24 protein-coding genes are annotated in these 24,788 nt (G+C 63.0%); 17 read left to right on the top strand and 7 right to left on the bottom strand.

Annotated features, from left to right (window positions below; all coding sequences use genetic code 11):
• Nucleotides 1-258: 258 nt before the first annotated feature.
• Entirely contained in the window at nucleotides 259-1,323 is a 1,065-nt protein-coding gene (locus tag U5775_RS28975; RefSeq protein WP_415913683.1) for a polyamine ABC transporter substrate-binding protein, read from the bottom strand.
• A 227-nt stretch (nucleotides 1,324-1,550) separates the two neighbouring features.
• Entirely contained in the window at nucleotides 1,551-2,885 is a 1,335-nt protein-coding gene (locus U5775_RS28970) for a glutamine synthetase family protein (protein WP_322061549.1), read from the bottom strand.
• Between the two features lie 441 nt (nucleotides 2,886-3,326).
• Between U5775_RS28970 and U5775_RS28965 the strand changes: the two genes are divergently transcribed.
• Nucleotides 3,327-4,832, top strand: coding sequence for an aldehyde dehydrogenase (locus U5775_RS28965; protein WP_415913680.1), 1,506 nt, complete (start codon nucleotides 3,327-3,329; stop codon nucleotides 4,830-4,832).
• Nucleotides 4,833-4,869: 37 nt separating this feature from the next.
• Nucleotides 4,870-6,261 carry an aspartate aminotransferase family protein gene (locus U5775_RS28960; protein ID WP_322061539.1) on the top strand — a complete coding sequence of 464 codons (1,392 nt, stop codon included), beginning with the start codon at nucleotides 4,870-4,872 and terminating at the stop codon, nucleotides 6,259-6,261.
• A gap of 37 nt (nucleotides 6,262-6,298) precedes the next feature.
• On the opposite strand, the gene U5775_RS28955 is transcribed toward U5775_RS28960, so the two are convergent.
• Both U5775_RS28955 and U5775_RS28950 read right to left on the bottom strand, forming a co-directional pair.
• On the bottom strand, nucleotides 6,299-6,532 hold the full coding sequence (locus U5775_RS28955) for an SDR family oxidoreductase (protein ID WP_322061547.1): 234 nt from the start codon (nucleotides 6,530-6,532) through the stop codon (nucleotides 6,299-6,301).
• Nucleotides 6,484-6,774: a hypothetical protein gene (locus U5775_RS28950; RefSeq protein ID WP_322061550.1), complete on the bottom strand. Its 291-nt coding sequence runs from the start codon at nucleotides 6,772-6,774 to the stop codon at nucleotides 6,484-6,486. Before U5775_RS28950 ends, U5775_RS28955 begins: the two co-directional genes overlap by 49 nt.
• A gap of 136 nt (nucleotides 6,775-6,910) precedes the next feature.
• On the opposite strand from U5775_RS28950, the gene U5775_RS28945 reads away from it, so the two are divergent.
• Genes U5775_RS28945 through U5775_RS28920 form a run of 6 tightly spaced genes read left to right on the top strand, consistent with a single transcriptional unit; the run spans nucleotide 6,911 to nucleotide 13,432 of the window.
• Nucleotides 6,911-7,726: a DeoR/GlpR family DNA-binding transcription regulator gene (locus U5775_RS28945; RefSeq protein WP_322061538.1), complete on the top strand. Its 816-nt coding sequence runs from the start codon at nucleotides 6,911-6,913 to the stop codon at nucleotides 7,724-7,726.
• Nucleotides 7,727-7,747: 21 nt separating this feature from the next.
• Nucleotides 7,748-8,650 carry a substrate-binding domain-containing protein gene (locus U5775_RS28940; protein WP_322061537.1) on the top strand — a complete coding sequence of 301 codons (903 nt, stop codon included), beginning with the start codon at nucleotides 7,748-7,750 and terminating at the stop codon, nucleotides 8,648-8,650.
• A complete protein-coding gene (locus U5775_RS28935) occupies nucleotides 8,647-10,176 on the top strand; it encodes a sugar ABC transporter ATP-binding protein (RefSeq protein WP_322061536.1) in 1,530 nt (509 codons plus the stop codon). The genes U5775_RS28940 and U5775_RS28935 overlap by 4 nt, the downstream gene beginning before the upstream one ends.
• Before the next feature lie 29 nt (nucleotides 10,177-10,205).
• Nucleotides 10,206-11,177, top strand: coding sequence for an ABC transporter permease (locus U5775_RS28930; protein ID WP_322061546.1), 972 nt, complete (start codon nucleotides 10,206-10,208; stop codon nucleotides 11,175-11,177).
• Entirely contained in the window at nucleotides 11,170-12,156 is a 987-nt protein-coding gene (locus U5775_RS28925) for a sugar kinase (RefSeq protein ID WP_322061535.1), read from the top strand. The genes U5775_RS28930 and U5775_RS28925 overlap by 8 nt, the downstream gene beginning before the upstream one ends.
• Nucleotides 12,149-13,432 carry a D-tagatose-bisphosphate aldolase, class II, non-catalytic subunit gene (locus U5775_RS28920; protein ID WP_322061534.1) on the top strand — a complete coding sequence of 428 codons (1,284 nt, stop codon included), beginning with the start codon at nucleotides 12,149-12,151 and terminating at the stop codon, nucleotides 13,430-13,432. Before U5775_RS28925 ends, U5775_RS28920 begins: the two co-directional genes overlap by 8 nt.
• Before the next feature lie 26 nt (nucleotides 13,433-13,458).
• Here the strand turns inward: U5775_RS28920 and U5775_RS28915 are convergent, their stop codons facing one another.
• The gene (locus U5775_RS28915) at nucleotides 13,459-13,650 is read right to left on the bottom strand and encodes a hypothetical protein (RefSeq protein WP_322061533.1); all 192 of its coding nucleotides are present in this window, start codon (nucleotides 13,648-13,650) and stop codon (nucleotides 13,459-13,461) included.
• A 116-nt stretch (nucleotides 13,651-13,766) separates the two neighbouring features.
• On the opposite strand from U5775_RS28915, the gene U5775_RS28910 reads away from it, so the two are divergent.
• Nucleotides 13,767-14,174, top strand: coding sequence for a CBS domain-containing protein (locus U5775_RS28910; protein WP_322061532.1), 408 nt, complete (start codon nucleotides 13,767-13,769; stop codon nucleotides 14,172-14,174).
• Between the two features lie 260 nt (nucleotides 14,175-14,434).
• Here U5775_RS28910 and U5775_RS28905 read toward each other — a convergent pair whose 3' ends face one another.
• Nucleotides 14,435-14,683, bottom strand: coding sequence for a hypothetical protein (locus tag U5775_RS28905; RefSeq protein WP_322061531.1), 249 nt, complete (start codon nucleotides 14,681-14,683; stop codon nucleotides 14,435-14,437).
• Nucleotides 14,684-15,064: 381 nt separating this feature from the next.
• On the opposite strand from U5775_RS28905, the gene U5775_RS28900 reads away from it, so the two are divergent.
• On the top strand, nucleotides 15,065-16,741 hold the full coding sequence (locus U5775_RS28900) for a methyl-accepting chemotaxis protein (protein WP_322061530.1): 1,677 nt from the start codon (nucleotides 15,065-15,067) through the stop codon (nucleotides 16,739-16,741).
• Between the two features lie 53 nt (nucleotides 16,742-16,794).
• Nucleotides 16,795-17,109 carry a BrnA antitoxin family protein gene (locus tag U5775_RS28895; protein WP_322061529.1) on the top strand — a complete coding sequence of 105 codons (315 nt, stop codon included), beginning with the start codon at nucleotides 16,795-16,797 and terminating at the stop codon, nucleotides 17,107-17,109.
• A gap of 163 nt (nucleotides 17,110-17,272) precedes the next feature.
• On the opposite strand, the gene U5775_RS28890 is transcribed toward U5775_RS28895, so the two are convergent.
• Nucleotides 17,273-17,836, bottom strand: coding sequence for a TetR/AcrR family transcriptional regulator (locus U5775_RS28890; RefSeq protein WP_322061528.1), 564 nt, complete (start codon nucleotides 17,834-17,836; stop codon nucleotides 17,273-17,275).
• A gap of 165 nt (nucleotides 17,837-18,001) precedes the next feature.
• Between U5775_RS28890 and U5775_RS28885 the strand changes: the two genes are divergently transcribed.
• The 6 genes from U5775_RS28885 (at nucleotide 18,002) to U5775_RS28860 (ending at nucleotide 24,775) form a co-directional block, all read left to right on the top strand.
• Complete coding sequence (locus tag U5775_RS28885) at nucleotides 18,002-19,558, top strand: carboxylesterase/lipase family protein (protein ID WP_322061527.1); 1,557 nt, start codon at nucleotides 18,002-18,004, stop codon at nucleotides 19,556-19,558.
• 99 nt (nucleotides 19,559-19,657) lie between these two features.
• On the top strand, nucleotides 19,658-21,040 hold the full coding sequence (locus U5775_RS28880; protein WP_322061526.1) for an APC family permease: 1,383 nt from the start codon (nucleotides 19,658-19,660) through the stop codon (nucleotides 21,038-21,040).
• Between the two features lie 482 nt (nucleotides 21,041-21,522).
• Nucleotides 21,523-22,383: a transporter substrate-binding domain-containing protein gene (locus tag U5775_RS28875; protein WP_322061525.1), complete on the top strand. Its 861-nt coding sequence runs from the start codon at nucleotides 21,523-21,525 to the stop codon at nucleotides 22,381-22,383.
• Between the two features lie 85 nt (nucleotides 22,384-22,468).
• On the top strand, nucleotides 22,469-23,191 hold the full coding sequence (locus U5775_RS28870; RefSeq protein WP_322061524.1) for an ABC transporter permease subunit: 723 nt from the start codon (nucleotides 22,469-22,471) through the stop codon (nucleotides 23,189-23,191).
• A gap of 19 nt (nucleotides 23,192-23,210) precedes the next feature.
• Nucleotides 23,211-23,954: an ABC transporter permease subunit gene (locus U5775_RS28865; protein WP_322061523.1), complete on the top strand. Its 744-nt coding sequence runs from the start codon at nucleotides 23,211-23,213 to the stop codon at nucleotides 23,952-23,954.
• A gap of 29 nt (nucleotides 23,955-23,983) precedes the next feature.
• Nucleotides 23,984-24,775, top strand: coding sequence for an ABC transporter ATP-binding protein (locus U5775_RS28860; protein ID WP_322061522.1), 792 nt, complete (start codon nucleotides 23,984-23,986; stop codon nucleotides 24,773-24,775).
• The last annotated feature ends 13 nt before the right edge of the window (nucleotides 24,776-24,788 follow it).

Here is a 24,788-nt window from a genome sequence, read left to right as displayed (position 1 = left end):
GGATGAACGAATCGCGCTTCGTCTGCGATCCGGGTTGAAGGGTGTCGGTCGTATTCACAGTGTCTCCATGCCAGTCTCTGGTCGTTTGGCGCGCGGCGCACGCGCACCGTTCTACGCGCCGCGCGCTTCAGGCGCGCCGGGTGGCGTATGGCGAACGGAAAAGAAAAGGCGGCGGCGCGGTGGGGCGCAACGTTGTGCGCCGTGTCGTATGCGATGCGGGCGCAGGCTCGCGAGGCGAGCCGCGTGGCGGGATGCCGGTCAATGCCCCGTTTTGAGCTCGGCCCACAGGCGGTTTTCCAGCCGCAGGATGTTGGCGGGCAAGGACTTCATCAGCGTCATTTTCGTGAGGACGTCCTGGGGCGGATAGACGCTCGCATCGTTTGCGACGGACGCGGTGACGAACGAACGGGCCGCGGTGTTCGGCGTCGGATAGAACACTTCGTTCGTGATGCCGGCGTTGACTTTCGGGTCCTCGATATAGTTGATCCACGCGAGCGCGGCTTCGGGGTGAGGGGCGTCCTTCGGGATCACCATGCTGTCGAACCAGATCAGGCCGCCTTCCTTCACGTTCGAAAAGCGGATTTCATAGGGCCGCTTCGATTCGATCGCGCGGCGATGCGCGATGCCCACGTCGCCGGACCAGCCGAACGTCACGCAGATGTCGTTGTTCGCGAGGTCGTTGATGTAGCCGGAGGAATTGAACTGGGTGATATACGGCCGGACCTTCTTGAGCGTTTCATAGGCGGCCTGATAGTCCGCCGGGTTCGTGCTGTTGGGGTCCTTGTGCATGTACTGCAGCGTCGCGGCGAACACGTCCACGGCCTGATCGAGGAACGACACGCCGCAGCTCTTGAGCTTCGAAAGATTGTCGGGGTCGAACACGAGCGCCCAGCTATCCACCGGCGCATTCGCGCCGAGCGCCTTCTGCACGGCCTGCACGTTGTAGCCGACACCGTCCGTGCCGTAGGCATAGGGCGCCGCGTACTGGTTGCCGGGATCGGCTTCCGCGAGCATCTTCATGATGGCCGGATCGAGATGCGAGAGGTTGGGAATCTTCGACTTATCCAGCTTCAGATAGACGCCGGCCTGGATCTGCTTGGCCATGTAGTTCGAGGTGGGCACGACGATGTCGTAGCCCGAGCTGCCCGCGAGCAGCTTGGCCTGCAGCGTGTCGTCGCTGTCGTAGTTGTCGTACTTGACCTTGATGCCCGACTCTTTCTCGAAGCCCGGTATCGTGTCCTTGCCGATATAGTCGGACCAGTTGTAGACGTTGAGCTGCGTGTCGGCGGCGCTGGCCGTGGCCGGATGCAGCGCGCCGAGCATCGCGACGCTCGCGAGCGAGACCGCCGAGAGGGTCGAGAGGGCCGGGCGAATACGACACCAGTACGGATAACTAATCATCATGCTTCCCCTTGGGATGAAAAGGCAGGCGTGAGTGCCTGCTATTGCTCGTATGAAATCGGGTGAGACGTGAAAGCGGCTAGACGCGGTCGGCTAGACGCGGTCGGCTAGACGTGGTCGACTAGACGTGGTCGACTAGACGTGGTCGACTAGACGTGCAGCAGCAAATGCCGGCGTTCCCACGAACTGATGACGCGGAAAAACGCCTCGTATTCGGTTTCCTTCAACGCGAGGTAGGCCTTGACGAAGGATTCGCCCAGCATCTCCGAGAGCGGCGCGGAGGTGCTCATCTGCGTGAGCGCCTCTTCGAGATTGCGTGGCAACTGGTAGCGCTGTTGATAGCCGTCGCTCGCGAGCGGCGCGCTCGCCTTGAGGCCCTGCGTCATGCCCAGATATCCCGCTGCGAGCGTGGCGGCAATGGCCAGGTAGGGATTGCAGTCCACGCCGGGAATGCGGTTCTCCACGCGCCGGCCGGCCGGGTCCGAGTGCGGCACGCGAAAACCCACCGTGCGGTTGTCGTAACCCCATTGCACGCCGATCGGCGCCGCGGTGAAGCGCGAGAGCCGGCGATACGAGTTGATATACGGGGCGAAGATCGGCATGAGCGCGGGCGTATAGGTCTGCAAGCCCGCGATATACGCATGGAAGAGATTGCTCGGCTGGCCGTCGCGCGCGCTGAACAGATTGCGTCCGGTCTCCGCGTCCACGATGCTCTGGTGCACGTGCATGGCCGAGCCGGGTTCGGCCTCCATCGGCTTGGCCATGAAGGTCGCGTACATCTGATGCCGCAACGCGGCTTCGCGCACGGTGCGCTTGAAGAGAAAGACCTGGTCGGCGAGCTTGAGCGGGTCGCCGTGCAGAAAGTTGATTTCCATCTGCGCCGCGCCGATTTCGTGAATCAGCGTATCGACTTCGAGGTCCTGAATATCGCAGTACTCGTAGATATCCTCGAACAAGGGATCGAATTCGTTGACGGCCTCGATCGAGTACGACTGCCCGCCCGTTTCCGGGCGCCCCGTGCGGCCCACGGGCGGCCGCAGCGGCAGGTCGGGGTCCTTGTTCACATCGACGAGATAGAACTCCAGCTCGGGGGCGACCACGGGCTGCCAGCCCTTCGCACGGTATTGCTCCAGCACGCGGCGCAGCACATGGCGCGGCGAGATCGCGACGGGCGTGCCGTCGAAGTGCATGCAGTCGTGAATCACCTGCGCGGTGGGATCGGTGGCCCACGGAATGATGCGCAGCGTCGAGGGGTCCGGCACACAGACCATGTCGGGGTCGGTCACGCCGGTCAGCGTGCCGTCTTCGGGATAGTCGCCCGTGACGGTCTGGATCATCACGGCCTGAGGCAGGCGCATCGACTCGCCCGCTTCGAACTTGCTGCGCGGAATGATCTTGCCGCGTGCGATCCCGGCCATGTCGGGAATGATCGCTTCGATTTCGGTGACGCGATGCTTCTTCAGGAAATCGTCGATCTCGTTCATGCCGCTGCTTTCATCCATTCGTATTCACCGCCTCTTGGGGTGGTGCGGGCCGCTGTGTGCGGCCCGACGCCGGTTTGATTCCGGGGAGCGCGAGGCCAGTTGCCGGGCGCTGTGCATCGAACGACGGCTGAAGCGTAGCACCGGCCATTAAGCGGCAAAAAAATAGTTTTTCTACCTCATGTATAGATTCTGGCTATGCAGAAAAGCGGTGAAAGGTAAGGCAAAACGTAAGACAGGGAGCGCCTCGCGGGCAGCATAGAAAAAACAGATGCACTAGCCAGAAAATACGTTCTTTATGTTCTTTTTTGGCCCATGCACATTGCGGCCGTACCCTCCAACGACCGCAGTGTGGCGGACCGAGGGTTTTCACCACCAAGATGGATAGCAACGACTTCGGAGCAAGGGCTTTAACCTTCGTCGTCGCCAAACTGGAGAGTTTTTGTGAATCAACCATCAGCAGCGGTGCGCAGCTACGCCGACTGGCAGCGTCTTGCCGCGGACATTTCGCCGAGAACCCAGGCCCATATCGGCGGCCGCTTCATGCCCGCGCGCAGCGGCAAGACCTTCGCGGCCATCAACCCGGCAACGGGCGTGGCGCTTGCCGAGGTGGCCGCCTGCGATGCCGCCGATGTCGATGATGCCGTGCGCGCCGCGCGTGCCGCGTTCGCATCCGGCGTGTGGTCGCGCGCAACGCCCGCCGAGCGCAAACGCGTATTGCGGCGCCTGGGCGAACTGATCGCGGCTCATGGCGCCGAGTTCGCCTTGCTCGACTCGCTCAATATGGGCAAGCGCGTGGCCGACGCCTTCGATATCGACGTGCCCGCGGCCAGCAGCCTGTTCTGCTGGTATGGCGAGGCCGTGGACAAGCTCTCCGGCGAAGTCGCCGCGACCGATCCGGGCAATCTCGCCATCGTGACCCGCGAGCCGCTGGGCGTGGTCGGCGCGGTCGTGCCCTGGAATTTCCCGCTCGACATGGTGGCGTGGAAGGTCGCGCCGGCGCTTGCCGCGGGCAATAGCGTCGTCCTCAAGCCTGCGGAGCAGTCACCGCTCTCGGCATTGCGTCTTGCCGAACTCGCGCTCGAGGCCGGCTTGCCGCCGGGCGTGCTGAACGTCGTGCCGGGCTTTGGCGAAACGGCGGGGCGCGCGCTCGGCCTGCATCCCGATGTCGACGTGCTCGCCTTCACGGGTTCGACGGTGGTCGGCAAGAAGTTTCTCGAATACGCGGGGCAGTCGAACATGAAGCAGGTGTGGCTCGAATGCGGCGGCAAGAGCCCGAACCTGGTTTTCGAGGACACCGACGATCTCGATCTCGCCGCGCGCAAGGCCTGCTTCGGCATCTTCTTCAATCAGGGCGAAGTCTGCTCCGCGAATTCGCGCCTGCTGGTGCAGCGCTCGATTCACGATGCGTTCGTCGAGCGGCTCGTGGCCCACGCGCGCGACTTCTACCCCGGCGATCCGCTCGATCCAGCGAGCGGCATGGGCGCCATCGTCGATCAGGCCCAGCACGCCCGCGTGTGCGAGTGGATCGAGCGCGGCCGCCAGAGCGCGACGCTCGCGACCGGCGGCGGTGCGCCGCGCGTGAACGGCAAGGGACTCTTCGTCGAGCCGACCATTTTCACCGGCGTGAAGCCCGCCGACGCCATTGCACGCGAGGAGATCTTTGGCCCGGTGCTCTCGGTGCTCGGGTTCGACACCGAGGACGAGGCCGTCCAGCTCGCGAACGATTCGATCTACGGTCTTGCCGCCTCGCTGTGGACCGGCTCGCTCGCGCGCGCCCATCGCGTCTCGGGCCGCCTGCGCGCGGGCACGGTGTCCGTCAACACGGTCGACGCGCTGAGCGCCCAGACACCGTTCGGCGGCTTCGGCCAGTCGGGCTTCGGCCGCGATCTGTCCTTGCACGCGCTCGACAAGTACACCGGTCTCAAGACCACCTGGATCAGCTGGTAAATCGCCCGATCCGCAATCTTTCCTGGAGCTTCGAAAAATGAATGCACACGACTTGCCGCAGCGCACGACCCGCGACTATCAGCAAAGCGATGCCGCGCACCACCTGCACGCGTTTGTCGACCAGAAGGCGCTGAACACGGAAGGGCCCCGCGTGATGGTGCGGGGCGCCGGCGTCCATCTTTGGGACAACGACGGCAACCGCTATCTCGACGGCATGTCCGGACTGTGGTGCACGAATGTCGGCTACGGTCGCCCGGAACTGATCGATGCCGCCACGCGGCAGATGAAAGAACTGTCGTACTACAACATGTTCTTTCACACCACGCATCCTTCGGTGATCGAACTATCGGAGAAGCTGTTCACGCTGCTCGGCGGGCGCTTTAGCCACGTGGTGTACACCAACTCGGGGTCCGAGTCGAACGAGGTGCTGATCCGCACGGTGCGGCGCTTCTGGGACGTCATGGGCAAGCCGGAAAAGAAAGTGCTGATCGGACGCGTGAACGGCTATCACGGCTCGACGGTCGGCAGCGCGTCGCTGGGCGGCATGGCGTTCATGCACGAAATGGGCGATCTGCCGATTCCCAATATCACGCACGTCGACGAGCCTTACTGGTACGGCAATGGCGGCGATCTGAGCCCGGAGGCGTTCGGCAAGGCCGCCGCGTTGTCGCTCGAACGCAAGATCCTGGAGCTGGGCGCGGACCGCGTTGCTGCTTTCGTGGCCGAGCCGTTCCAGGGCGCGGGCGGCATGATCTTCCCGCCGGAGGGCTACTGGCAGGAGATCGAGCGCATCTGCCGTCAATACGACGTGCTGCTGTGCGCCGACGAAGTGATCGGCGGCTTCGGCCGCACGGGCGAATGGTTCGCACACCGATATTTCGGCTTCGAGCCGGATCTGATCTGCATTGCCAAGGGCTTGACGTCGGGCTATGTGCCGATGGGCGGCCTCATCATGAGCCGCCGCGTGGGCGAGGCGCTCGTGGAGCAGGGCGGCGTATACGCGCACGGCCTGACCTATTCGGGGCACCCGGTCGCGGCGGCCGTGGCGCTGGCGAACCTCGACGTGCTCGATCGCGGAGGGCTCGTCGAGCGCACCCGCACCGATACCGGCCCGTATCTCCAGAAGGCGCTGCGCGAGGCCTTCGCCGATCATCCGCTGATCGGCGAGATTCAGGGGGCGGGCGCGGTGGCGGCGATCCAGTTCGCGAAGGACAAGGCCACGCGCGAGCGCTTTGCGAACGAAGCGGATCTGACCTGGCATAGCCGCACGGTTGGATTCGAGCTCGGCGTCATCGTCCGCTCGACGAATGGACGGCTGATCATCGCGCCGCCGCTCGTGATCGATCATGCGCAGATCGACGAACTGGTGGACAAGATGCGCCAGGCGGTCGACGCCACCGCGAAAGCGCTCGTCAACGGCAACGTTTAAGCGCCCGGCACGCGCCGCGGCAGGGCCGCGGCGCCCATCAAAGGTTGTCCTTGAAGAACGGGCCGTGCTTGCCCATGGCCTGCTCGACGCACTGCGGCTTGTCCAGGTCGTAGTGGTCTCCCCTTCCGACCACGAACAGGTTCTTCCGGCTCGAACGGGCCCTCAGGATCTTTAAACAGGTAATCGCTTGCGGCGTATGGATCAGCCCCGGATGAACCGAATTCACACGAATTCCGCGGGTGGCCAGATCGACCGCCGCGCCCTTCGACAGAAGCCGGTTCGCGCCTTTTGACGCGCCGTAGCCAGGACAGGTCGTGGGTGTGCACGAAGCGGCAGACGCTTGTCCCCTGGGTGCAAAACAGATTTGCGTCGCGGGGTCAGGGTATGCTCGCCGGCCAGCACGAGCGCAGGCAATGCGCGATACCAGTAATCGTCCACGCCCGCCGCGCGCTGTAGCGCGTCGCACTGGCGCACGAGATCGATCTCGCTGACGCCCGGCGCGATGAAGCGCACGATCTCGTCCGGCGTCCGGCGCACGCCATGATTAAGGGAAAACCCCTATCTTTCGCTTCAAAAATTCGCTTTGACGTTCTTTCGAGTCGAAACTAAAATCTTTCAAAACAAAAGTTGGTCTTTCGAGCGTGGAGATATGCAGGCAAACAAGAGTTCCCTGAGGCGACGGCTGCAGATAGTCGAGCTGGTCCGCAAGCGCGGCGAGGTGTCGGTCGAGGAGCTCAGCCAGGCATTCGACGTTTCGAGCGTCACTATTCGTACCGACCTCACGTATCTGGAACAGCAGCGCTACCTCGTGCGGTCGTTCGGCAAGGCGCGGTATCTCGCGCAAAAGCCGGGGGAGAACGTGCTGGTCCCGGTAGCCGATGGCGCGACGCGAAAGGCGTCGGAAACGACGATTGCCCGGTTCGCGGCCGAGGCCGTCGACGATCACGAGTCGCTCATGCTCGGCAGCGGAGAAATCGTCCACAAGATCGTGCCGTTTCTGTCCGATCGCTCGAATCTCGCCCTGCTGGTCCATGACATCGGCATGGCTCAAACGGCGCAACGGTTTCTGCATTGCGAACTCGCCTTGACCGGGGGCCAGCTGGAGCCGGGCGCATCGGCCATGACGGGCCCCGACGCCGAGGCCTCGGTCGCCCGCCGTTCGATCGATCTGTGCTTCCTGGAGGCCTCCGGGCTCGACCGCGACGGCAACCTGCTGTGTGCCGATCCGGACGTGGCCCGTGTGTTTGCGGCTGCGGCCCAAGTGGCCAGGCGAACGATCATCGTCGCGTACCAGCCGCAGTTGAACGAGCGCGAGGGGGAGATTTTTGCGGACCTCCGCGATGTCGATGTATTGCTCATCGACGATGGAATCGACCCGCCAACCATGGATCTGATGCCGCGTAAAGGCCTCCAGCTCCACCGAAGGGACAGCGGAATTCTCGAATTCCGCAAGTCCACCAACTAGCCTGATCAGAGGAAGAGACACATGAAGTTGACGCCCAAATCCCTTGCCGCGGCGCTGGCCGCGACCGGCGCTTTCGCCGCGGCCCCTTTCGCTCACGCCGACCAGGTGACGATTGGCGCCTCGCTGCTGACCCAGCAGCATCCGTTCTATGTCGCGCTCGCCGACGCGATGAAGCAGGAAGCGAAGAAGGACAACGCGAAGCTCGATATATCGATCGCCAACCAGGACCTGAGCAAGCAGATCGCCGACGTGCAGGACTTCGTGACACGGAAGGTCAACGTCATCGTGCTTTCGCCCGTGGATTCGAAAGGCGTCAAGGCAGCCGTGATGATTGCCGCGAAGGCGGGCATTCCGGTCATTACCGTCGATATCGGCGCCGATGGCGTCGAGGTGGCTTCGCACATTGCGACCGATAACTACGCAGGTGGCCAGATGGCCGGGCAACTGATGTGCAAGGTGCTCGGCGGCAAGGGCAAAGTCGGCGTGATCGACTATCCCACGGTGCAATCGGTTATCGATCGCGTCAACGGCTTCAAGAAGGCGCTCGGCACATGTTCGGGAGTCCAGATCGTTGATGTGCAGCCCGGCGTGACGCGTGCCGAAGCGTTGACGACGGCGCAGAACATGCTGCAGGCGCATCCCGACCTGGACGGCATCTTCGGATTCGGCGACGACGCAGCCATGGCCGCCGCCGTTGCCGGCAAGTCGGCGGGCAATCATGTCAAGGTGATCGGTTTCGACGGCATGCCGGAAGCGCGCGCGGCCGTCGACAAAAATCCGAATTTTGTTGGGGTAATCCGTCAGTACCCCGAAAAGATGGGCGCGATCGCGGTCGACACCGCCGTGAAGGTGGCTGAAAAGCAGCCGGTCGCCAAAGAGATCCCCGTGACGCCCGGGGTCTACCTGCACGAAGCGTCAAAATGAACGCGCACCCGAATAGCCTGAGCGCCGGGATGCCGTTCGTGGAGCTGCGTTCGATTGCCAAATCGTTCGGCCCCGTCGAGGCGATCAAGAACGTCTCGCTCAAGCTGCGCAGTGGCCGCGTGCATACGATCCTCGGCGAAAACGGCGCCGGGAAGTCGACGCTGATGAAGATCCTTGCGGGCGTGCATGCGCCAACCCGTGGCGAAGTTCTGCTGCGCGGCGAGCCCGTAACGTTTGGCAGTCCGCACGAGTCGCAGGCGGCCGGCATTTCGATCATCTATCAGGAACTGAGCCTCGCGACCAATCTGAGCGTGGCCGAAAATATCTTCGCGGGGCACGAGCCGCGACGGTTCGGGATCGTCGACTTCAAGGCGCTCATGCGTCGGGCGCAGGATCTGCTCGACGATCTCGGCATCGATATTCACGCGCAAACGCCGGTCGCGCGCCTGTCGATGGCGCAGCGGCAGCTCGTCGAAATCGCGAAGGGGCTGAGCCGCGACGCCGATCTCGTCATCATGGACGAGCCCACCTCGTCGCTCAGTGACAGGGACGCCGAGGTGCTCTTCAACATCGTGACGAAATTGAAGGCAAGGGGCGCGGCCGTGGTCTACATCTCGCACCGGATGGACGAGATCATGCGCATCTCCGACGACATCTCGGTGATGCGCGACGGTCAGTACATCTGCACGCACGACAAGACCGCAACGACGATCGGTGCGCTGATCAACCTGATGGTCGGGCGCGAGATGAGCGACGTGTATCCGCCGCGCACCACGCCGCTCGACGCGGGCCGGGCGCCGCTGCTCGAGGTCCGGAACCTGACGATCGAGGGAAAGTTCCACGACATCAGCTTCAGCGTGCGGCCCGGCGAGATATTGGGCTTCTTTGGCCTGATTGGCGCGGGGCGCTCCGATGTGATGAACGCACTGTTCGGCATCGGACGTCCGGGCGGCCAGATCGTGATGGATGGCCGGCCGTTGCGTCTGCGCTCGCCGGAGCACGCGATTTCAGCGGGGATCGCGTTCGTGACCGAAGACCGCAAGCACGAAGGACTCGTGCTCATGCATTCGATCGCGCACAACGTCACGATGGCGAGCTTCGAGCGCAAGGGCGCGCGATTCGGCATTCTCGACCGCCGCTTCGAGGAGCGCGAGACGCGTGACGCCATCGCCCGGATGAAGATCCGCAGCGCGGGCCCGCATCAGGCCGTGGGCGATCTGAGCGGCGGAAACCAGCAGAAGGTCGTGTTTTCGAAATGGCTTTCGCTCAAGCCGCGTGTGCTGATTCTCGATGAACCCACACGGGGCGTCGACGTCGGTGCGAAATTCGAAATCTATCGCGTGATGCGCGAGCTTGCCGACGCGGGCACGGCCATCGTTCTGGTTTCTTCGGAACTGCCCGAGGCATTGGCCATGAGCGATCGCCTCGCCGTGATGCGCGAAAAGCGCCTCGTCAAGGAATTCGATACGACAGGACTCACGCAGGAAACCGTGATGTCGTATGCAACAGGAGCCGCACCAGCATGAAACCCTCCGAACTCACTCCCAACGCCGACATGGATTCGCCGGGCGCGCGCACGCGCAGCGTGAGCGTATTCTCGAAGTGGCTGCGCCACTATGGCGGCATCGTTTGCGGGCTCGTCCTGCTGTGCGTGCTCTTCGCCGTGCTGTCGTCGAACTTCCTGACGTTCGGCAATTTGCTGAACATCGTGATGCAGGTGTCGATCATCGCCATTCTCGGCTTCGGCATGACCTATGTGCTGCTGCTCGGCGACATCGACCTTTCGGTGGGCGCGGTCATGGCGCTCGTGGGGACCATCGCGGCCTTCGCGATGCAGCATGGCGTGCATCCCGCGCTCGCGGTCGTGCTGGCCATGGCGTCGGGACTGCTGCTCGGATTCGTCAACGGCACATTGACGGCAGTGCTAACTATTCCGTCCTTCATCGTGACGGTCGCCACGATGGGGGTGTTCCGCGGGCTCGCGTACATCACCTCGGCAGGCGTGCCGATCTCGATTGACGACGACCGCTTCGCCGCGCTCGGCAACGCCTCCGTCCTGGGCATTGCCGTGCCCATCTGGGTCTTGATCGTGCTGCTGGCGGTCAACCATTTTGTGCTCTCCCGAACGGTCTTTGGCCGCAAGGCTTATCTGGCCGGCGGCAATCGCGAAGCCGCGCTTTATTCGGGCATCAACGTGAAGCGGTTGAGGATTGCCATCTTCATGGTGTCGGGGCTGATGGCGAGCATTGGCGGCGTCCTGATGACCTCGCGCCTGTATTCCGCGCAGCCCAATGCGGGCCTTGGCTACGAACTGGATGCGATCGCCGCCGCGGTGCTCGGCGGGACGAGCCTCAATGGAGGCTACGGCACGATCGCCGGCACCTTGATCGGCGCGCTCATCATCGGCGTCATCAACAACGGGATGAACCTGCTGAGTGTTCCGTATTTTTACCAACTGATCGTAAAGGGCGTCGTGATTCTCGTCGCCGTTTGCATCGACGTTCAAACGAAGAAGCGCCATGGCTAACACTGAACTGAACAGGGCCGGTAAAGCCGGCTATATCCTGACGATGGGCGAAATCCTGGTCGAGATCATGGCCACCGAGCGCGGCCAGTCGTTTCGCAAACCGGGCACGCTCATCGGTCCCTACGCGAGCGGCGCGCCGGCGATTTTCATCGATCAGGTGGCGAAGGTCGGAAGCCGCGGCGCGATGATCGGCTGCGTGGGAGACGACGACTTCGGCGCACTCAACGTCGAGCGTTTGCGTGCCGATGGTGTCGACGTTTCCGGCATTTCCGTCATCAAGACGGCGACGACCGGCAGCGCGTTCGTGACCTATCGTGAGGATGGCGACCGCGACTTCATCTACAACATTGCCAACAGCGCGTCGGGGCACCTCTCGGTCGGCAATATTCGCGACGATCTGCTGAAGCGGTGCAGCCATTTTCACGTGATGGGTTCTTCGCTGTTCTCGTTTCGCATCATCGAGGCGATGAAGAAGGTCATCGAAACGGTCAAGGGGCATGGCGGCACGGTCAGCTTCGACCCGAACATCCGCAAGGAGATGCTTCGGATTCCCGAGATGCGCGAGGCGCTCGATTTCATCCTCGACTACACCGATGTGTTCCTTCCGAGCGGGCACGAAGTGATGCTGCTGGCGAGTGCGAGCACGGAGCGCGGCGCCATCGACGAACTGCTCAAGCGCGGCGTGCGCGAGGTCGTGATCAAGCGCGGCAAGGACGGATGCAGCTACTACGACGGGACGACCGAGCTCAGCCTGCCGGCCCTGGCCGTGGAGGAGGTCGACCCGACCGGCGCCGGCGACTGCTTTGGCGGAACGTACATTGCCTGCCGCGCCCAGGGCTTTGGCGTCGAGAAGGCGCTGCGCTACGCATGCGCGGCCGGCGCGCGCGCGGTGACGGTCCGCGGCCCGATGGAGGGCACGGCAACGCTTGCCGAGCTCGATGACTTCATCGCTCAATTTCCGGAGCAATCTCATGGCTAATGTCGTATCCAGGCTCTCGGGCGACGAGGGCGCGGCGAAGAAACTCAAGGGCATCTACTCGATCTGCTCGGCGCACCCGTGGGTGCTCGGGGCGGCGATGAAGCAGGCGCTGGCCGACGACACGCCGTTGCTGATCGAATCGACGTCGAATCAGGTCGACCAGTTCGGCGGCTACACGGGCATGAAGCCCGCCGATTTCGTCCGGTTCGTTCATCGTCTCGCGGACGAGGCGGGCCTGCCGCGCTCGAGGCTCATCTTGGGCGGCGACCATCTTGGGCCCAACGCGTGGCGCAGCCTTCCCGCGGAGGAAGCCATGCAGCGCGCGGAGGCACTGATCGACGCCTATGTCTCGGCGGGCTTCACCAAGATTCACCTCGATACCAGCATGAGTTGCGCTGGCGATCCGGCGCGCCTCTCCGACGATATCGTTGCGCAGCGGGCGTCGCGCTTGTGCGCCATTGCCGAGGCGGCGGTCGAGCGCGAAGGCAAGCGCGACAAGCCGGTCTATATCATCGGCACCGAGGTGCCTGTTCCAGGGGGCGCCGCCGAAGAGCTGGAGACGGTCGAAGTCACGCATCCGGATGCGGCGCTGGACACGATTGCGGTCCACCGGCAAGCCTGGCGCGACCGTGGCCTCGATGCAGCCTGGCAGCGCGTGATCGCACTTGTGGTCCAGCCCGGCGTGGAGTTCGACCATACGAAGGTGGTCGACTATCAGCCCGAACTCGCGACGAATCTTTCCTCCGTTCTCGAGCAGTTGCCTGGCATGGTGTTCGAAGCCCACTCGACGGACTATCAGAAGCCCGAGTCGCTGGCCGCGCTCGTGCGCGATGGATTCGCCATTCTGAAGGTGGGTCCGGGCGTCACCTTTGCGCTGCGCGAGGCCATTGGTGCGCTCGCCGACATCGAGCGCGAGCTCGTTCCCGCCTACGCAAGGTCGAACCTGCCCGAGGTGGTCGAGAAAGTGATGCTCTCCCGGCCCGGAAACTGGGAGCACTACTACCACGGCAACGATCACGAAAAACGGCTGCTGCGAACCTACAGCTATAGCGACCGGGTGCGCTATTACTGGGCCGATCCGGAAATCGACCGGGCCGCACAAACGCTGATGAGCAATCTCGCGAACGTCGCCATTCCCGAAAATTTGCTGAGCCGCTATCTGCCGGAACAGTACTGGCAGTTGCGCCGCGGCCTGATCGATGCGTCGCCCATGAGCCTCATTCAGAGCAAGATTCGCGAGGTCATTGGCGTGTATGCCGCCGCGTGTCACGCTTAGCGCAGCTTTTGCCCAGATCCACCAACTCAACCACCGCCAATTCCCTGCTGCACCCTGCCAGTACCACCACACACGGCACAGCGCTGCCCTTCCACGAGTCCCGTGCCGTGGCACGCGCCACAGAGATCTTCGCCGACGCCCGGCGTATCGGGCGGTCCTTCGTCGCCGGGGTTCAACGGCTCGTTTTGATGCCCGGCGGGGTGCTTCATTGGCTGCATAGGGGCCTCCAGTTTTCAATGGACCTCGCCGTTGCACCGAACAGCGGGCGCTGCATGGCATCGGCCAGGTTAGGAGAAAAACGCAGCAGCGGCCGTACCCGAGGCTGGCATTAGCGATGCGCACCTCGCTAAGTGACCTGTTCGATGGAGGCAGCGATGACGAAGTAGCGGAAGTAATGACGCGCGATGCGATTTCGATTCGGGCAACCGACACGATCCGCCAGGCGGCCATGATGATGGCGGACCTCAAGGTCGGTTCTCTCCCCGTATGCGACGGCGAGGAACTGGTGGGCACGGTAACGGACCGGGATATCGCGGTGCGCGCCGTGGCATCGGGGGTCGATCCCGTTGCACCGGTGATCGATATCGCGACGCAGCCCGTGCAATGGTGTTACGAAGACGACGACCTCGCCGACGTGAAGCGGAAAATGGAGGGCAGGCGGATCCGCCGCGTGCCGGTGCTCGATCACCAAAAGCGATGCCGACCAGATGCCGGCGGAAGCATTCTTCGCGGTGCGATCTGAGCAGGGTCAGGTCCGTTCGCAATGCGATTCGCGCCTCGGCGAGCCACGGTGCCGTAAATTCCTCAGCACTATGCTCCAGCTGGGCCAGGCGCTCGATGCGATCCCTGATTTCTGCGTCGATGTTTAGCAAGGTCACCAGCAGGTCGCCAGCTCGTTGAGCCATCGTTTTATCTCCCGTCCCCTTCGATACGCCGACGATCGCCATGGCTTGCCGCGCCCGCTATTGCGATGGGTTCGCGGCGGCCCGGCACGGATCGCGTTTAAGCGGGTTCGGACTTGCGTATCAGCGATTGTGCGTTGCGCGCGTCGATCCAGCCGACCGACCACTGATACGCCCACTGGATGGCTTCACTTTCGTTTTCAAACCAGGCGATATCGCGCTCGACGTGCATTTCCGGCTCTTCGCCGTCCTTCGACGAGATTCGAGTCAGGCGCGCGTGAGCGAAGAATTTTCCAGCGGAAACATTCGGCGTTGCGTCGATGTTCCAACCGCCATACTCGTACAGCATGATTGCCTCCGGTGCTCAGGCCAAAGCGGATCTGGCTGCGAGTTTTGCCAGGTGGCGCCCCCGGCAGGCAAACCGCAAGCGGGAAGGCGCACGTTGTAGAGAATATGTTCAACGGGGCATAAAGGACATGCTGTGGATCTGTCCGTAAATGGCGATTTATGGACAAGCGCCTGGCGCCGTGCCGCGGGTGCGCAGCGGCGCCACGTCATCCCTGTCAACGTACGGAACGATTAAAGATGTTCGATTGACGGTCGAGCGGGGCCGCCCGTAGCATCGGCCGCGCGGCCTGGCACTGGGAGATTCGCGGCCGATCGATCCATCGCGCGCTTCCGTGCATGACGTGGCGAGCAATATCAATAACGACGAGGAGACGCCACAACCATGAAGTTGTCATTCAAGCAAAAACTCGGGCTGCCGCTAATTCTGGGCTTGCTCTGTCTCGTGCTCCTGTCCGTCACCGATGCGTACCGGAGCCGCGCAATCCGGCTGGACGAACGCAAGGCCGATCTCGTGCACGCGACCCAGATCGCGCTGGCAACCGCGCAGATGTATGCGAAGCAGTCCTTATCGGGAGCATTGAGTACGGAAGAAGCTCAGAAGAGGGCAATGGAGGTGATCCGCAACATGCGTTACGGCGACTCCGGCTCGGGCTATTTCTCGATCGTGAACTCGAAGGGCATCGTGTTGATGTACCCGTTCGATGCATCGCTTCAGAACCGGCCGCTCAGCGAATTGAGTCCCAAGGTCGCCGCCATTATCCAGGCTCAGATCGATACGGCGGCACGCACAGGTAGTGGATTTCAGCGCTTCGATTATCCGAGAGAGACTTCCGGCGTGACAACGGACGCCGCGCGGATCGCTTACATCGACACGTATCGCCCGTGGGACTGGATCATCAATACGAGCCTGTTCGTCGACGATATCGATGCCGCGTTTTACACGAGCCTGCTGCAAAGCCTCGGCATGTGCGCCGTCATTGCGCTGGTGATGAGCAGCATCGTGGTAGTGCTCAATCGCGGCATCGTGCGCACGGTGGGCGGCGAGCCCGGCTATGCGGTTGAAGTTGCCGGGCAGATTGCCGCCAACGACTTGACGGCCACCATCGTGACCCTGCCGAACGACCGCGGAAGCCTGCTCTACTCGATGAAGCGCATGCAGGCGAATCTGTCCGCGGCGATTCTCGGCGTCAAGACGAGCGCCGAATCGATTGCAGCGGCGGCAGCGCAGATTTCGGCCGGCGATCGGGACCTGTCGCAACGCACGGAGCAACAGGCCGCGTCGCTCGAGGAGACGGCGGCGAGCATGGCGGAACTGTCCTCGAGGGTCACCCAGAACGCCGACAATGTACGTCAGGCGAGTCAGGTCGCCGAGCAGGCGGTTCAGGTGGCCGAGCGGAGCAACACCGTGGTATCGCGGGTTATCGAAGCGATGGGCAGCATCGATGCAAGTTCCGGCAGGATCGCTGAAATCGTCGGCATCATCGAAAGCATCGCATTCCAGACCAATATTCTGGCGCTCAATGCGGCGGTCGAAGCGGCGCGCGCCGGCGAGCAGGGGCGTGGCTTCGCCGTTGTCGCGTCCGAGGTGCGTTCGCTCGCGCAGCGCTCTTCGTCGGCGTCGAAGGAAATCCGCGAATTGATTCAGGATTCCATAGGACATGTGCGAGACGGTGTCGAACTCGTGAGCGCAGCGGGCGCGTCGATGGACGAGATCATGCACGCGATCCGCCGCGTGACCGACCTGATGGGCGAGATCGCAGCCGCGTCGGCCGAGCAAAGCCAGGGCATCGATCAGGTCAATCAGGCGGTGTCGGAAATGGACCGGACAACGCAGCACAATGCGGCGTACGTCGAGGAGGCAGCCGCCGCCGCTCAGGCGCTGGACGATCAGAGCAAGCGGCTTGTCGCGATGATTTCGAGTTTTATCGTTTGCGACGATGATGTGCTGCCGATGGGGGAGGACGACGGCTGGCGCGAGTCTGAGGCGGGGGTGCAGCCAGCGCAGCAGCGGTTCGGCGGGCTGCCGGGAGTGGGTCGGTCGGGCAGAGCAGTGGCGTAGGCTCGTTCGCCCGGTCGCGCAGCGGGGATGAACGCTCAGGGAGGTACGAAATTATGCGCAATACGGTCAAGACCAGGTCGGGGCGCAAACTCATCGTGCCGACGCCCGAGGAAGACGCCGCGATCAATCGCGGCATCGCTGAGGATCCGGATACCTGCGAGCTTGGCGCAGAAGAGTTCGCGAGGCTCAAGCCGCTCGGCGCGAAGCGCATGGGGCGACCGCCAAAGGAAAACCCGAAGGAGCAGGTTTCGGTGCGCTACGACGCGGACATCGTCGCCGCCTTCCGTGCAACCGGCGACGGCTGGCAGACGCGTATGAACGACGCTCTGCGCACCTACCTGGTAGAGCATCCGCTCAAGGCTGCCTGAGCCCGGCGCCGGCTCGCAGGCGGGCTCACCCGGCAGCCGCCCGTCACTATGAAACGCTCACGCGTAGCGGCGGGAACGGCTCTCCTCAGCGCACAACAAATCCCTATGCCGGGCACCGACCCCCAGCCCTGCGCCCCTTCATCGCCATCACAGGCCCCACAGCCTACTGACCGCGCCCACCCGAACGCGTCATCGCAAGAAGCTCGTCGAGGAATTCAGCGCGCTGCTTCGGTTCCAGCGGTTGCAACCCGCACACCTCGTCGAACCACAAACCCTCTACGGCAAACCGGATGAGCCGGGTGGTCCGTTCGGGCAACTGGTCCCGATTCAGTAATTCTGCCCAGCGGGCGGTATGGCTGGCATAGACGGGCAGCAGGCTCGGCTCCAGAAGCAGGCTCCCGATCACGGCGGACAAGCTTCTCCCCTGGAGCGCCTGCTCCGAGCTCGCGATGATATAGGCGCGGGTCCACGCACCCGGCTCCTTGTCCGCTTCGGCGGCATCGGTGACGGCCTGCTCGAAAGTGGTGGCTTCGAAGTGCAGCAGCCCGGCCAGGAGCTCGGACTTGGTCCCGAAGTGATAAAGCAGCCCCCCTTTGCTGATACCGGCAACCGACGCCGCCTCGGCCAGGGTTAGTCCCAGGACGCCTTTTTCCTGAAGGATTTTTCGCGAGGCTTCGAATATTTTCCTTTTTGTCTCGCCAAAGACGCTATCAATATTCTCTTTCATTGGGCGTTCTCGGAGTCAAGTTGTCGAAATGAGCCATACCGTCTGGACGGTGCATTATACAAATTCCCTTTGCGATTTTTTTTAGTCCGAGTACTGTACCGTCTGGACGGTTTAGTGAAATTCGACGAGCGGGACACCCATCTGCCCGCAAGGATTGAGAGAACGATGAACGAGCACACGAGCTTGCTTGCGATCGATGACGGCACAGAATGCCTCGACGAGGTCCTGGCGCTGCCGCATGGAAAGATCCGGGGCAAGCGCACACAAGGCTGCTTCAAATTCCTTGGCATTCCTTACGGAATGCCTGCGACGGGCGACCTGAAATTCAGGCCGCCCGTACCCGTCCGCGCATGGGATGGAATACGCGATTGCCGCGCTTATGGTGCTGCGTGCCCGCAGGTCAACGACGACTTGCCGGCGTGGCAGTTCGATGGCGAACATTCGGCGAACTGCCTCAACCTCAACGTCTGGGCGCCCGCCTCGGCGGCGCCGGGTGCCGGTCTGCCGGTGATGGTGTGGCTGCATGGCGGCGCCTGGTTATCCGGCTCCGCCAATCTGCCTCTGTACGACGGACATACGCTCGCCGAAGAGCAGCAGGTGGTGGTCGTGTCGATCAACCATCGTCTCAACGCCTTCGGCTACCTGTATCTCCGCAACCGGTACGCCAGCTATTCGAACGCCGCAAACGTGGGGCAGCAGGACATCGTGTTGGCGCTCGAATGGATTTCGGCGAACATCGGCGCGTTCGGTGGCGATGCGGCCAACGTCACGCTGTTCGGCGAATCGGGCGGCGGCGGAAAGATCTGCGCGCTCACGATGATGCCGTCGGCCGACGGGCTGTTTCACAAGGCGATCATCCAGAGCGGCGCCTTTCTCACGATGCTTTCGCCGGAGCAGGCGAACGTGCGGACCGATGCGTTCCTGGCAATGCTCGGCGCGGACGCGCAATCGCTCGACGGAATCGAAGACGCGCGGCTCCTCAGGGCCACGCGCGGGCTGATCGAGCGATACGGGTATACGGCGTTCTGGCCCGTCGACGATGGCGTCGTCATCGATGCATCGAGAAGTCGCGACACGTCGGTCCCGATGATGATCGGAACGACGCGCCACGAATCGGCCTACTTTCTGGAACCGCGCTTGCTCACGCACGGCCCGCTCGATCCGGCCGACTATCGCGAGGCGCTGGAGAACGGCATCAGGCCGTTCAGCCTCAACCCCGACGATGCGCGCGCAGCGGCGGCCGTCGCTGCGCGTGTCCATTCGATCGAGCCCGGCACGATCGGCCAGGACCTCACCGACCTCATGTTCTGGATGCCCGCAATCGCGCTTGCGGAACGCAATAGCCGGCACGCGAACACGTTCATGTACCGGTTCGACTGGGAGTTTCCATGCTTCGGCGGCCGTTACTCAATTCACGGCGCGGAAATCCCTTTCGTATTCGGCACGCTCGATTACCGGCTACCCGCATGGGATAGCGCCGATCTTCCAGACGACCGATATCCGGACGACGCGACCCGCGCGAGGTTCTCGCTGGCTTTACGCATGCGGCGCGCGTGGGCCGATTTCGCGCGATACGGCGACCCGTCCGCTCATGGTGTCCCGGCATGGCCGCGCTACACGCCGGAAGATCGTTCGACTCGAATATTCAACCGGACCTGCAGCATCGAACGAGATCCGGATGCCGGGCGCCGGCGCGCGCTGTTCGCCGCGCACCCAGGCTAATAAAGCATTTCACCCCTCAACGACCAAGGAACAGACATGGAGACATCAGCGGCAACCTCTGCACTCCCATCCACGCGACCATTGAACTGGATCGCGATCGTGTTTTTCGTTCTGGCGACCAACGGACCGCTCACGAGCCTCATTGGCTGCGTTCCGTACGGCGTGGCGTACGGTAACGGAATCGGTATTTCGGGTTCCTATCTATGTGTCGGCTTGATCTACCTGTTCTTCGCCGTCGGCTTCACGGCGATGAGTCGACATGTGCGCAATGCCGGCGCGCTGTACGCCTACGTCGGCCAGGGCCTCGGGCGGCCAGCGGGCGTGGGCGCCGCGTTCATGGCCGTGGCGTCGTATTTTGTGATCACGCTCGCATGCTATGCGCTGCTCGGGTTCTATATCAGCTATTTCATCCAGTCTCTCACGGGGTGGGCCGTGCCTTGGTGGCTCAGCACGCTCGCCGCCGCGGCCGTCGTGCACGTATTCGCGATCAACAATGTGCAGTTCAATGGCGCGGTGCTGTTTCTGCTGATGATCGTCGAGATCGGGCTCATCGTCGCGTTCAACATCAAGGTCGCGGCCACGGGCGGCGGAATCGAGCACTTCAGTCTCGCGCCGCTGCATCCCTCGAACGTTTTCACGGGGAAGTTCGGCACCTCGCTCGTCTTCGTCGTGGTCGCCTACATGGGCTTCGAAACCACGGTGATCTACGCGAACGATGTCCGCAATCCGAGCCGGTCCATTCCGATCGCCACCTATGTCGGCGTCGCGGTCATCATGGCGATCTACGTGGTGTCGACGGTGCAGATGTCCAATGCGTTCGGTTACGCCGAGGTCGTCGCACTGGCGGTGAAGTCCCCCGCGGACCTGTGGTTCGCCGTGACGGAGCACGTGCTCGGCAAGCAGATGGTGGTGGTCACCAACGCATTGCTGATCACCAGCATGCTCGCGGCGATCATCAGTTTCAACAACGCGACCGTGCGGTACTGGTATTCGCTCGGGCGCGACGGCATTGCGTTCGAATGGCTCGGGAAGCTGAGCGCCAGCAAGGGCTTGCCCATTCATGCCGCGAACATGCAGTCCGTGATCATGATCGCGCTGATCGTGGTGTTTGCCGCCTGTCGCGTGGACCCGGTCATGGTGATCGCGCCGTATCTCAGCATCCCGTCCGCGATCGGCATCGTGTGCGTGCAAGCGCTGACCGCGCTCGCCGTGATCCGCTTCTTCGGTGCGCGCCACGAGCGCGAAACACGCTTCGTCCGCTGGGCGGTGTTCCCGGCCATCAGCTTTGCGGGGTTTGGCTACTTCCTGTACGCGATGATCAGCAACGTATCGCTGATGGCCGGCACGTCTTCGGCCATCGTTTCGATCCTGCCGTGGACGACGCCGGCGATCGCTGTCGCGGGAGCGGTCTTCGCGGCGTGGCTGAGGTACGCGCGACCCGCGGTTTATACCCGGCTGGGAAGATTTCTTGGCGATAGCTGAACAGACCGGAAAATCGGGTTTTGGCGATTCATTCAGTTAGGTATCCATATGAAAAATTTGCACCGAAGTTTTGCTGCGGATGACGGCATATATTCGCGAATGTCCGCCCTCCGAAAACCGTGAATGGTATAGCCAACTTGGTGCATGGATTAGATCGCCATGGCTTTCTTCTCCCCATGAGTGGGTAGTCAGGCATACCCACTTGTGGGTAGGTGAAGCAGCCTTGGCGATGCGAATTTGAAGAGCCGCGTTTGCCCATGTAACGCATAAGCCCTTAATTTAAGGCAATTTTTATGGGCCTCAGCGCATGCTACATAGTGGTGCAACGCAGTCACCGGGCTGCGTTGCCTACCCCTTCACGGGATACCGCCAGGAAAACCCCGCTTGCGCGAAAAATATTGTTCCCTCATCTTGTATAGACAAGACGGTTCGCGGCTTATCCCCAGGCCTGAAGCCGTTCCCCAAACCGGAGGAGTGTGGACATGCAAGCGAAATGCAAGAGGGTGGTCAGAGGATGGGTCGGCGCCGCGTTCGGCGCGGCGTTGCTCGTGAGCAGCGCCGCTCAGGCGAAGGACTGGAAGACGGTGACGATCGCCTTCGAGGGCGGCTACGCGCCGTGGAATCTCACGCTGCCCGGTGGAAAGCTCGGTGGCTTCGAGCCGGAACTCGCCGCGAACCTGTGCGCGCGGGCTCAACTGAAGTGCAACCTCGTTGCGCAGGATTGGGACGGCATGATTCCCGGGCTGCAGGCCGGAAAATTCGATGTTCTGATGGATGCCATTTCGATCACGCCCGAGCGTGAAAAGATTATCGCGTTCTCGAAGCCCTATGCCGCTACGCCCGCGACGTTCGCCGTAACCGATACCAGGATCCTCCCGAAGGCCACCGCCAGCACGCCGCCGTTGAAGCTCGACACCGACGCCAGGTCGAACGTGCCCGCGGTCCAGGCGCTGCGCACGGCGCTCAAGGGCAAGACGATCGGCCTTCAATCGGGCACCGTCTATACGCGCTTTATTAACGACAACTTCAAGGACGTCGCGTCGATCCGCGTGTACAAGACCTCGCCCGAGCGCGATCTCGATCTGGCCAATGGCCGCATCGACGCATCGTTCGACGACGTGACCTACTACGCCGCAAACGCCGACAAGAAAGACGCCGTGCCCACGGTCACGGCCGGGCCGAAGATCGGCGGCCCGATCTGGGGACCGGGCGAAGGCCTCGCGTTCCGCAAGCAGGACGCCGACCTCACGGCGAAGTTCGATGCGGCGATCACGGCGGCCATCGCCGACGGCACCGTGAAGAAGCTTTCGGAGAAGTGGTTCAAGACCGACGTGACGCCCTGAGTGGCGCTCGCAGCGTGACCGCGCGCATCGACTCGAAGGGCCGATGCCGCGCGGCGGGTTTCTCTGGCTAGCTTGAGGTGGCGTAATGGCTTTTATCGAAATGCTCGGCGTTGGGGCGGATGGCTGGGGCGGCGTGCTGCTGCTCGGCGCGCTCATGACGGTTTTACTGACGCTCGCCGCGCTCGCGATTGGCGCGGTGTTTGGCGCGCTCATCGCGGCCGCGAAGCTCTCGCGCTTTCGCACCGCGCGCGTGGTGGGCGACTTCTACACGACGGTTTTTCGCGGTGTGCCCGAACTGCTCGTCATCTATCTGTTCTACTTCGGCGGCTCGTCGCTCGTCTCGTCGATCGGCCAGTGGTTCGGGGCCGATGGCTTCATCGGCGTGCCGCCTTTCGTGATCGGCGCGTTCGCCGTGGGCATGATTTCGGGCGCCTATCAGGCCGAGGTCTATCGCGCCGCCGTGCTCGCAGTCTCGCGCGGAGAGCTCGAAGCAGCGCGCGCGATCGGCATGCCGACGCTCACGATGGCGCGGCGCATCCTGATTCCGCAGGTCCTGCGCTTCGCTTTGCCCGGGATCGGCAACGTCTGGCAACTGAGCCTCAAGGACTCGGCGCTCATTTCGGTCACGGGGCTCGCCGAATTGCTGCGCGCGAGCCAGGTGGCGGCGGGATCGACGCACCAGTACTTTCTCTTCTTCGTCGCGGGCGGCGTGCTCTATCTCGCGATGACCGGCGTGTCGAACCGGGTATTCGGCCGTGCGGAGGCGATCGTCGGCCGCTCGTTCAAGCGCAACTTCGCGCGCAACTGACCGCAAGGGCTGCTCCATCATGCATATCGATTTCGACTTCCTTCTCGACACGATGCGCCAGCTGATTGCGGCGGTGCCGACGACGCTGGGCCTGTTCTTCGCATCGCTGGTGCTCGGCGGTCTGCTTTCGCTCGTGATCGTCACGATGCGCGTGTCGTCGCACTGGTTGCCGAATCGCCTCGGGCGCGCCTATATCCTCGTGTTCCGCGGCTCGCCGCTGCTGATCCAGATGTTTCTCGTCTATTACGGGCTCGGGCAATTCGGCGTCATCCGCGAAAGTTTTCTGTGGCCCGTGCTGCGCGAGCCCTACGTGTGCGCCGTGCTGTCGCTCGCGCTGTGCACGGCGGGCTACACGGCCGAGATCATTCGGGGCGGCCTGATGGCCGTGCCGGTCGGCCAGATCGAGGCGGGGTATTCGATCGGTCTCTCGGGATTCGCGCTGCTGCGCCGCGTGATCGGTCCCATCGCGCTGCGCCAGTGTCTGCCTGCGTATTCGACCGAGGCCGTGCTGCTCGTCAAGTCGACCGCGCTGGCGAGCCTGGTCACGGTCTGGGAGGTCACGGGCGTGGCCCAGCAGATCATTCAGCAGACCTATCGAACGACCGAGGTTTTCACCTGCGCGGCGCTGATCTATCTGTGCCTCAATTTCCTCGTGGTCCGGATTCTCGGGCTTCTCGAGCGCCGTCTCTCCCGGCATCTGCGCGCCATGCCCGCCGCCGTGCGCCGTCCCGCCACCTCACTCGAAACTCGCCGCGCCGTCTGACGACGGGCGTAGCCACCCGGAGAAAACCCATGAACGCAAGCACACCGGTCGCCCTGTCCGTGAAGAACATCCACAAGTCCTTCGGGGATCATCACGTCCTCAAAGGCATTTCGCTCGACGCCCATGAAGGCGATGTGATTTCGATTCTCGGGGCGAGCGGCTCGGGAAAGAGTACGTTCCTGCGCTGCCTGAACCTGCTGGAGATGCCCGACGACGGCTCCGTCGCGCTTGCGGGCGAAGCGCTGAAGATGAAGCGTCAGCGCGACGGCAAGCTCAAGCCCGAGGACCGGCGCCAGGTGGACCGGGTGCGCTCGCAACTCGGCATGGTGTTCCAGAATTTCAATCTGTGGTCGCACATGACGGTGCTCGAAAACCTGATCGAAGGACCCATGCGCGTGCAGAAGCGCAGCCGCGCCGAGGCGGTGGAGGAGGCGGAAGCGCTGCTCGCGAAGGTGGGGCTTGCCGAGAAGCGCGGCCATTATCCGGCGCATCTCTCGGGCGGCCAGCAGCAGCGCGTGGCCATCGCGCGAGCGCTCGCGATGCATCCGAAGGTGATGTTGTTCGACGAGCCCACCTCGGCGCTCGATCCCGAACTCGTGGGTGAAGTGCTGCGCGTGATGCGCGCGCTGGCCGACGAGGGACGCACGATGCTGGTCGTCACGCACGAAATGGGCTTTGCGAAGCACGTTTCAAATCGCGTGATGTTCCTCCATCAAGGCCAGGTGGATTCGGACGGCACGCCCGAGGAAGTCTTCGGCGAGCACAAGTCGGAGCGCTTCCGGCAGTTCGTGTCGAGCCACCAGGACCGCAGCACTCATTGATCTATTTTCCGAG

This window comes from Paraburkholderia sp. J63 (assembly GCF_905220245.1).
Lineage (GTDB): Bacteria > Pseudomonadota > Gammaproteobacteria > Burkholderiales > Burkholderiaceae > Paraburkholderia.
This window is presented reverse-complemented; position numbering and strand designations above follow the sequence as displayed.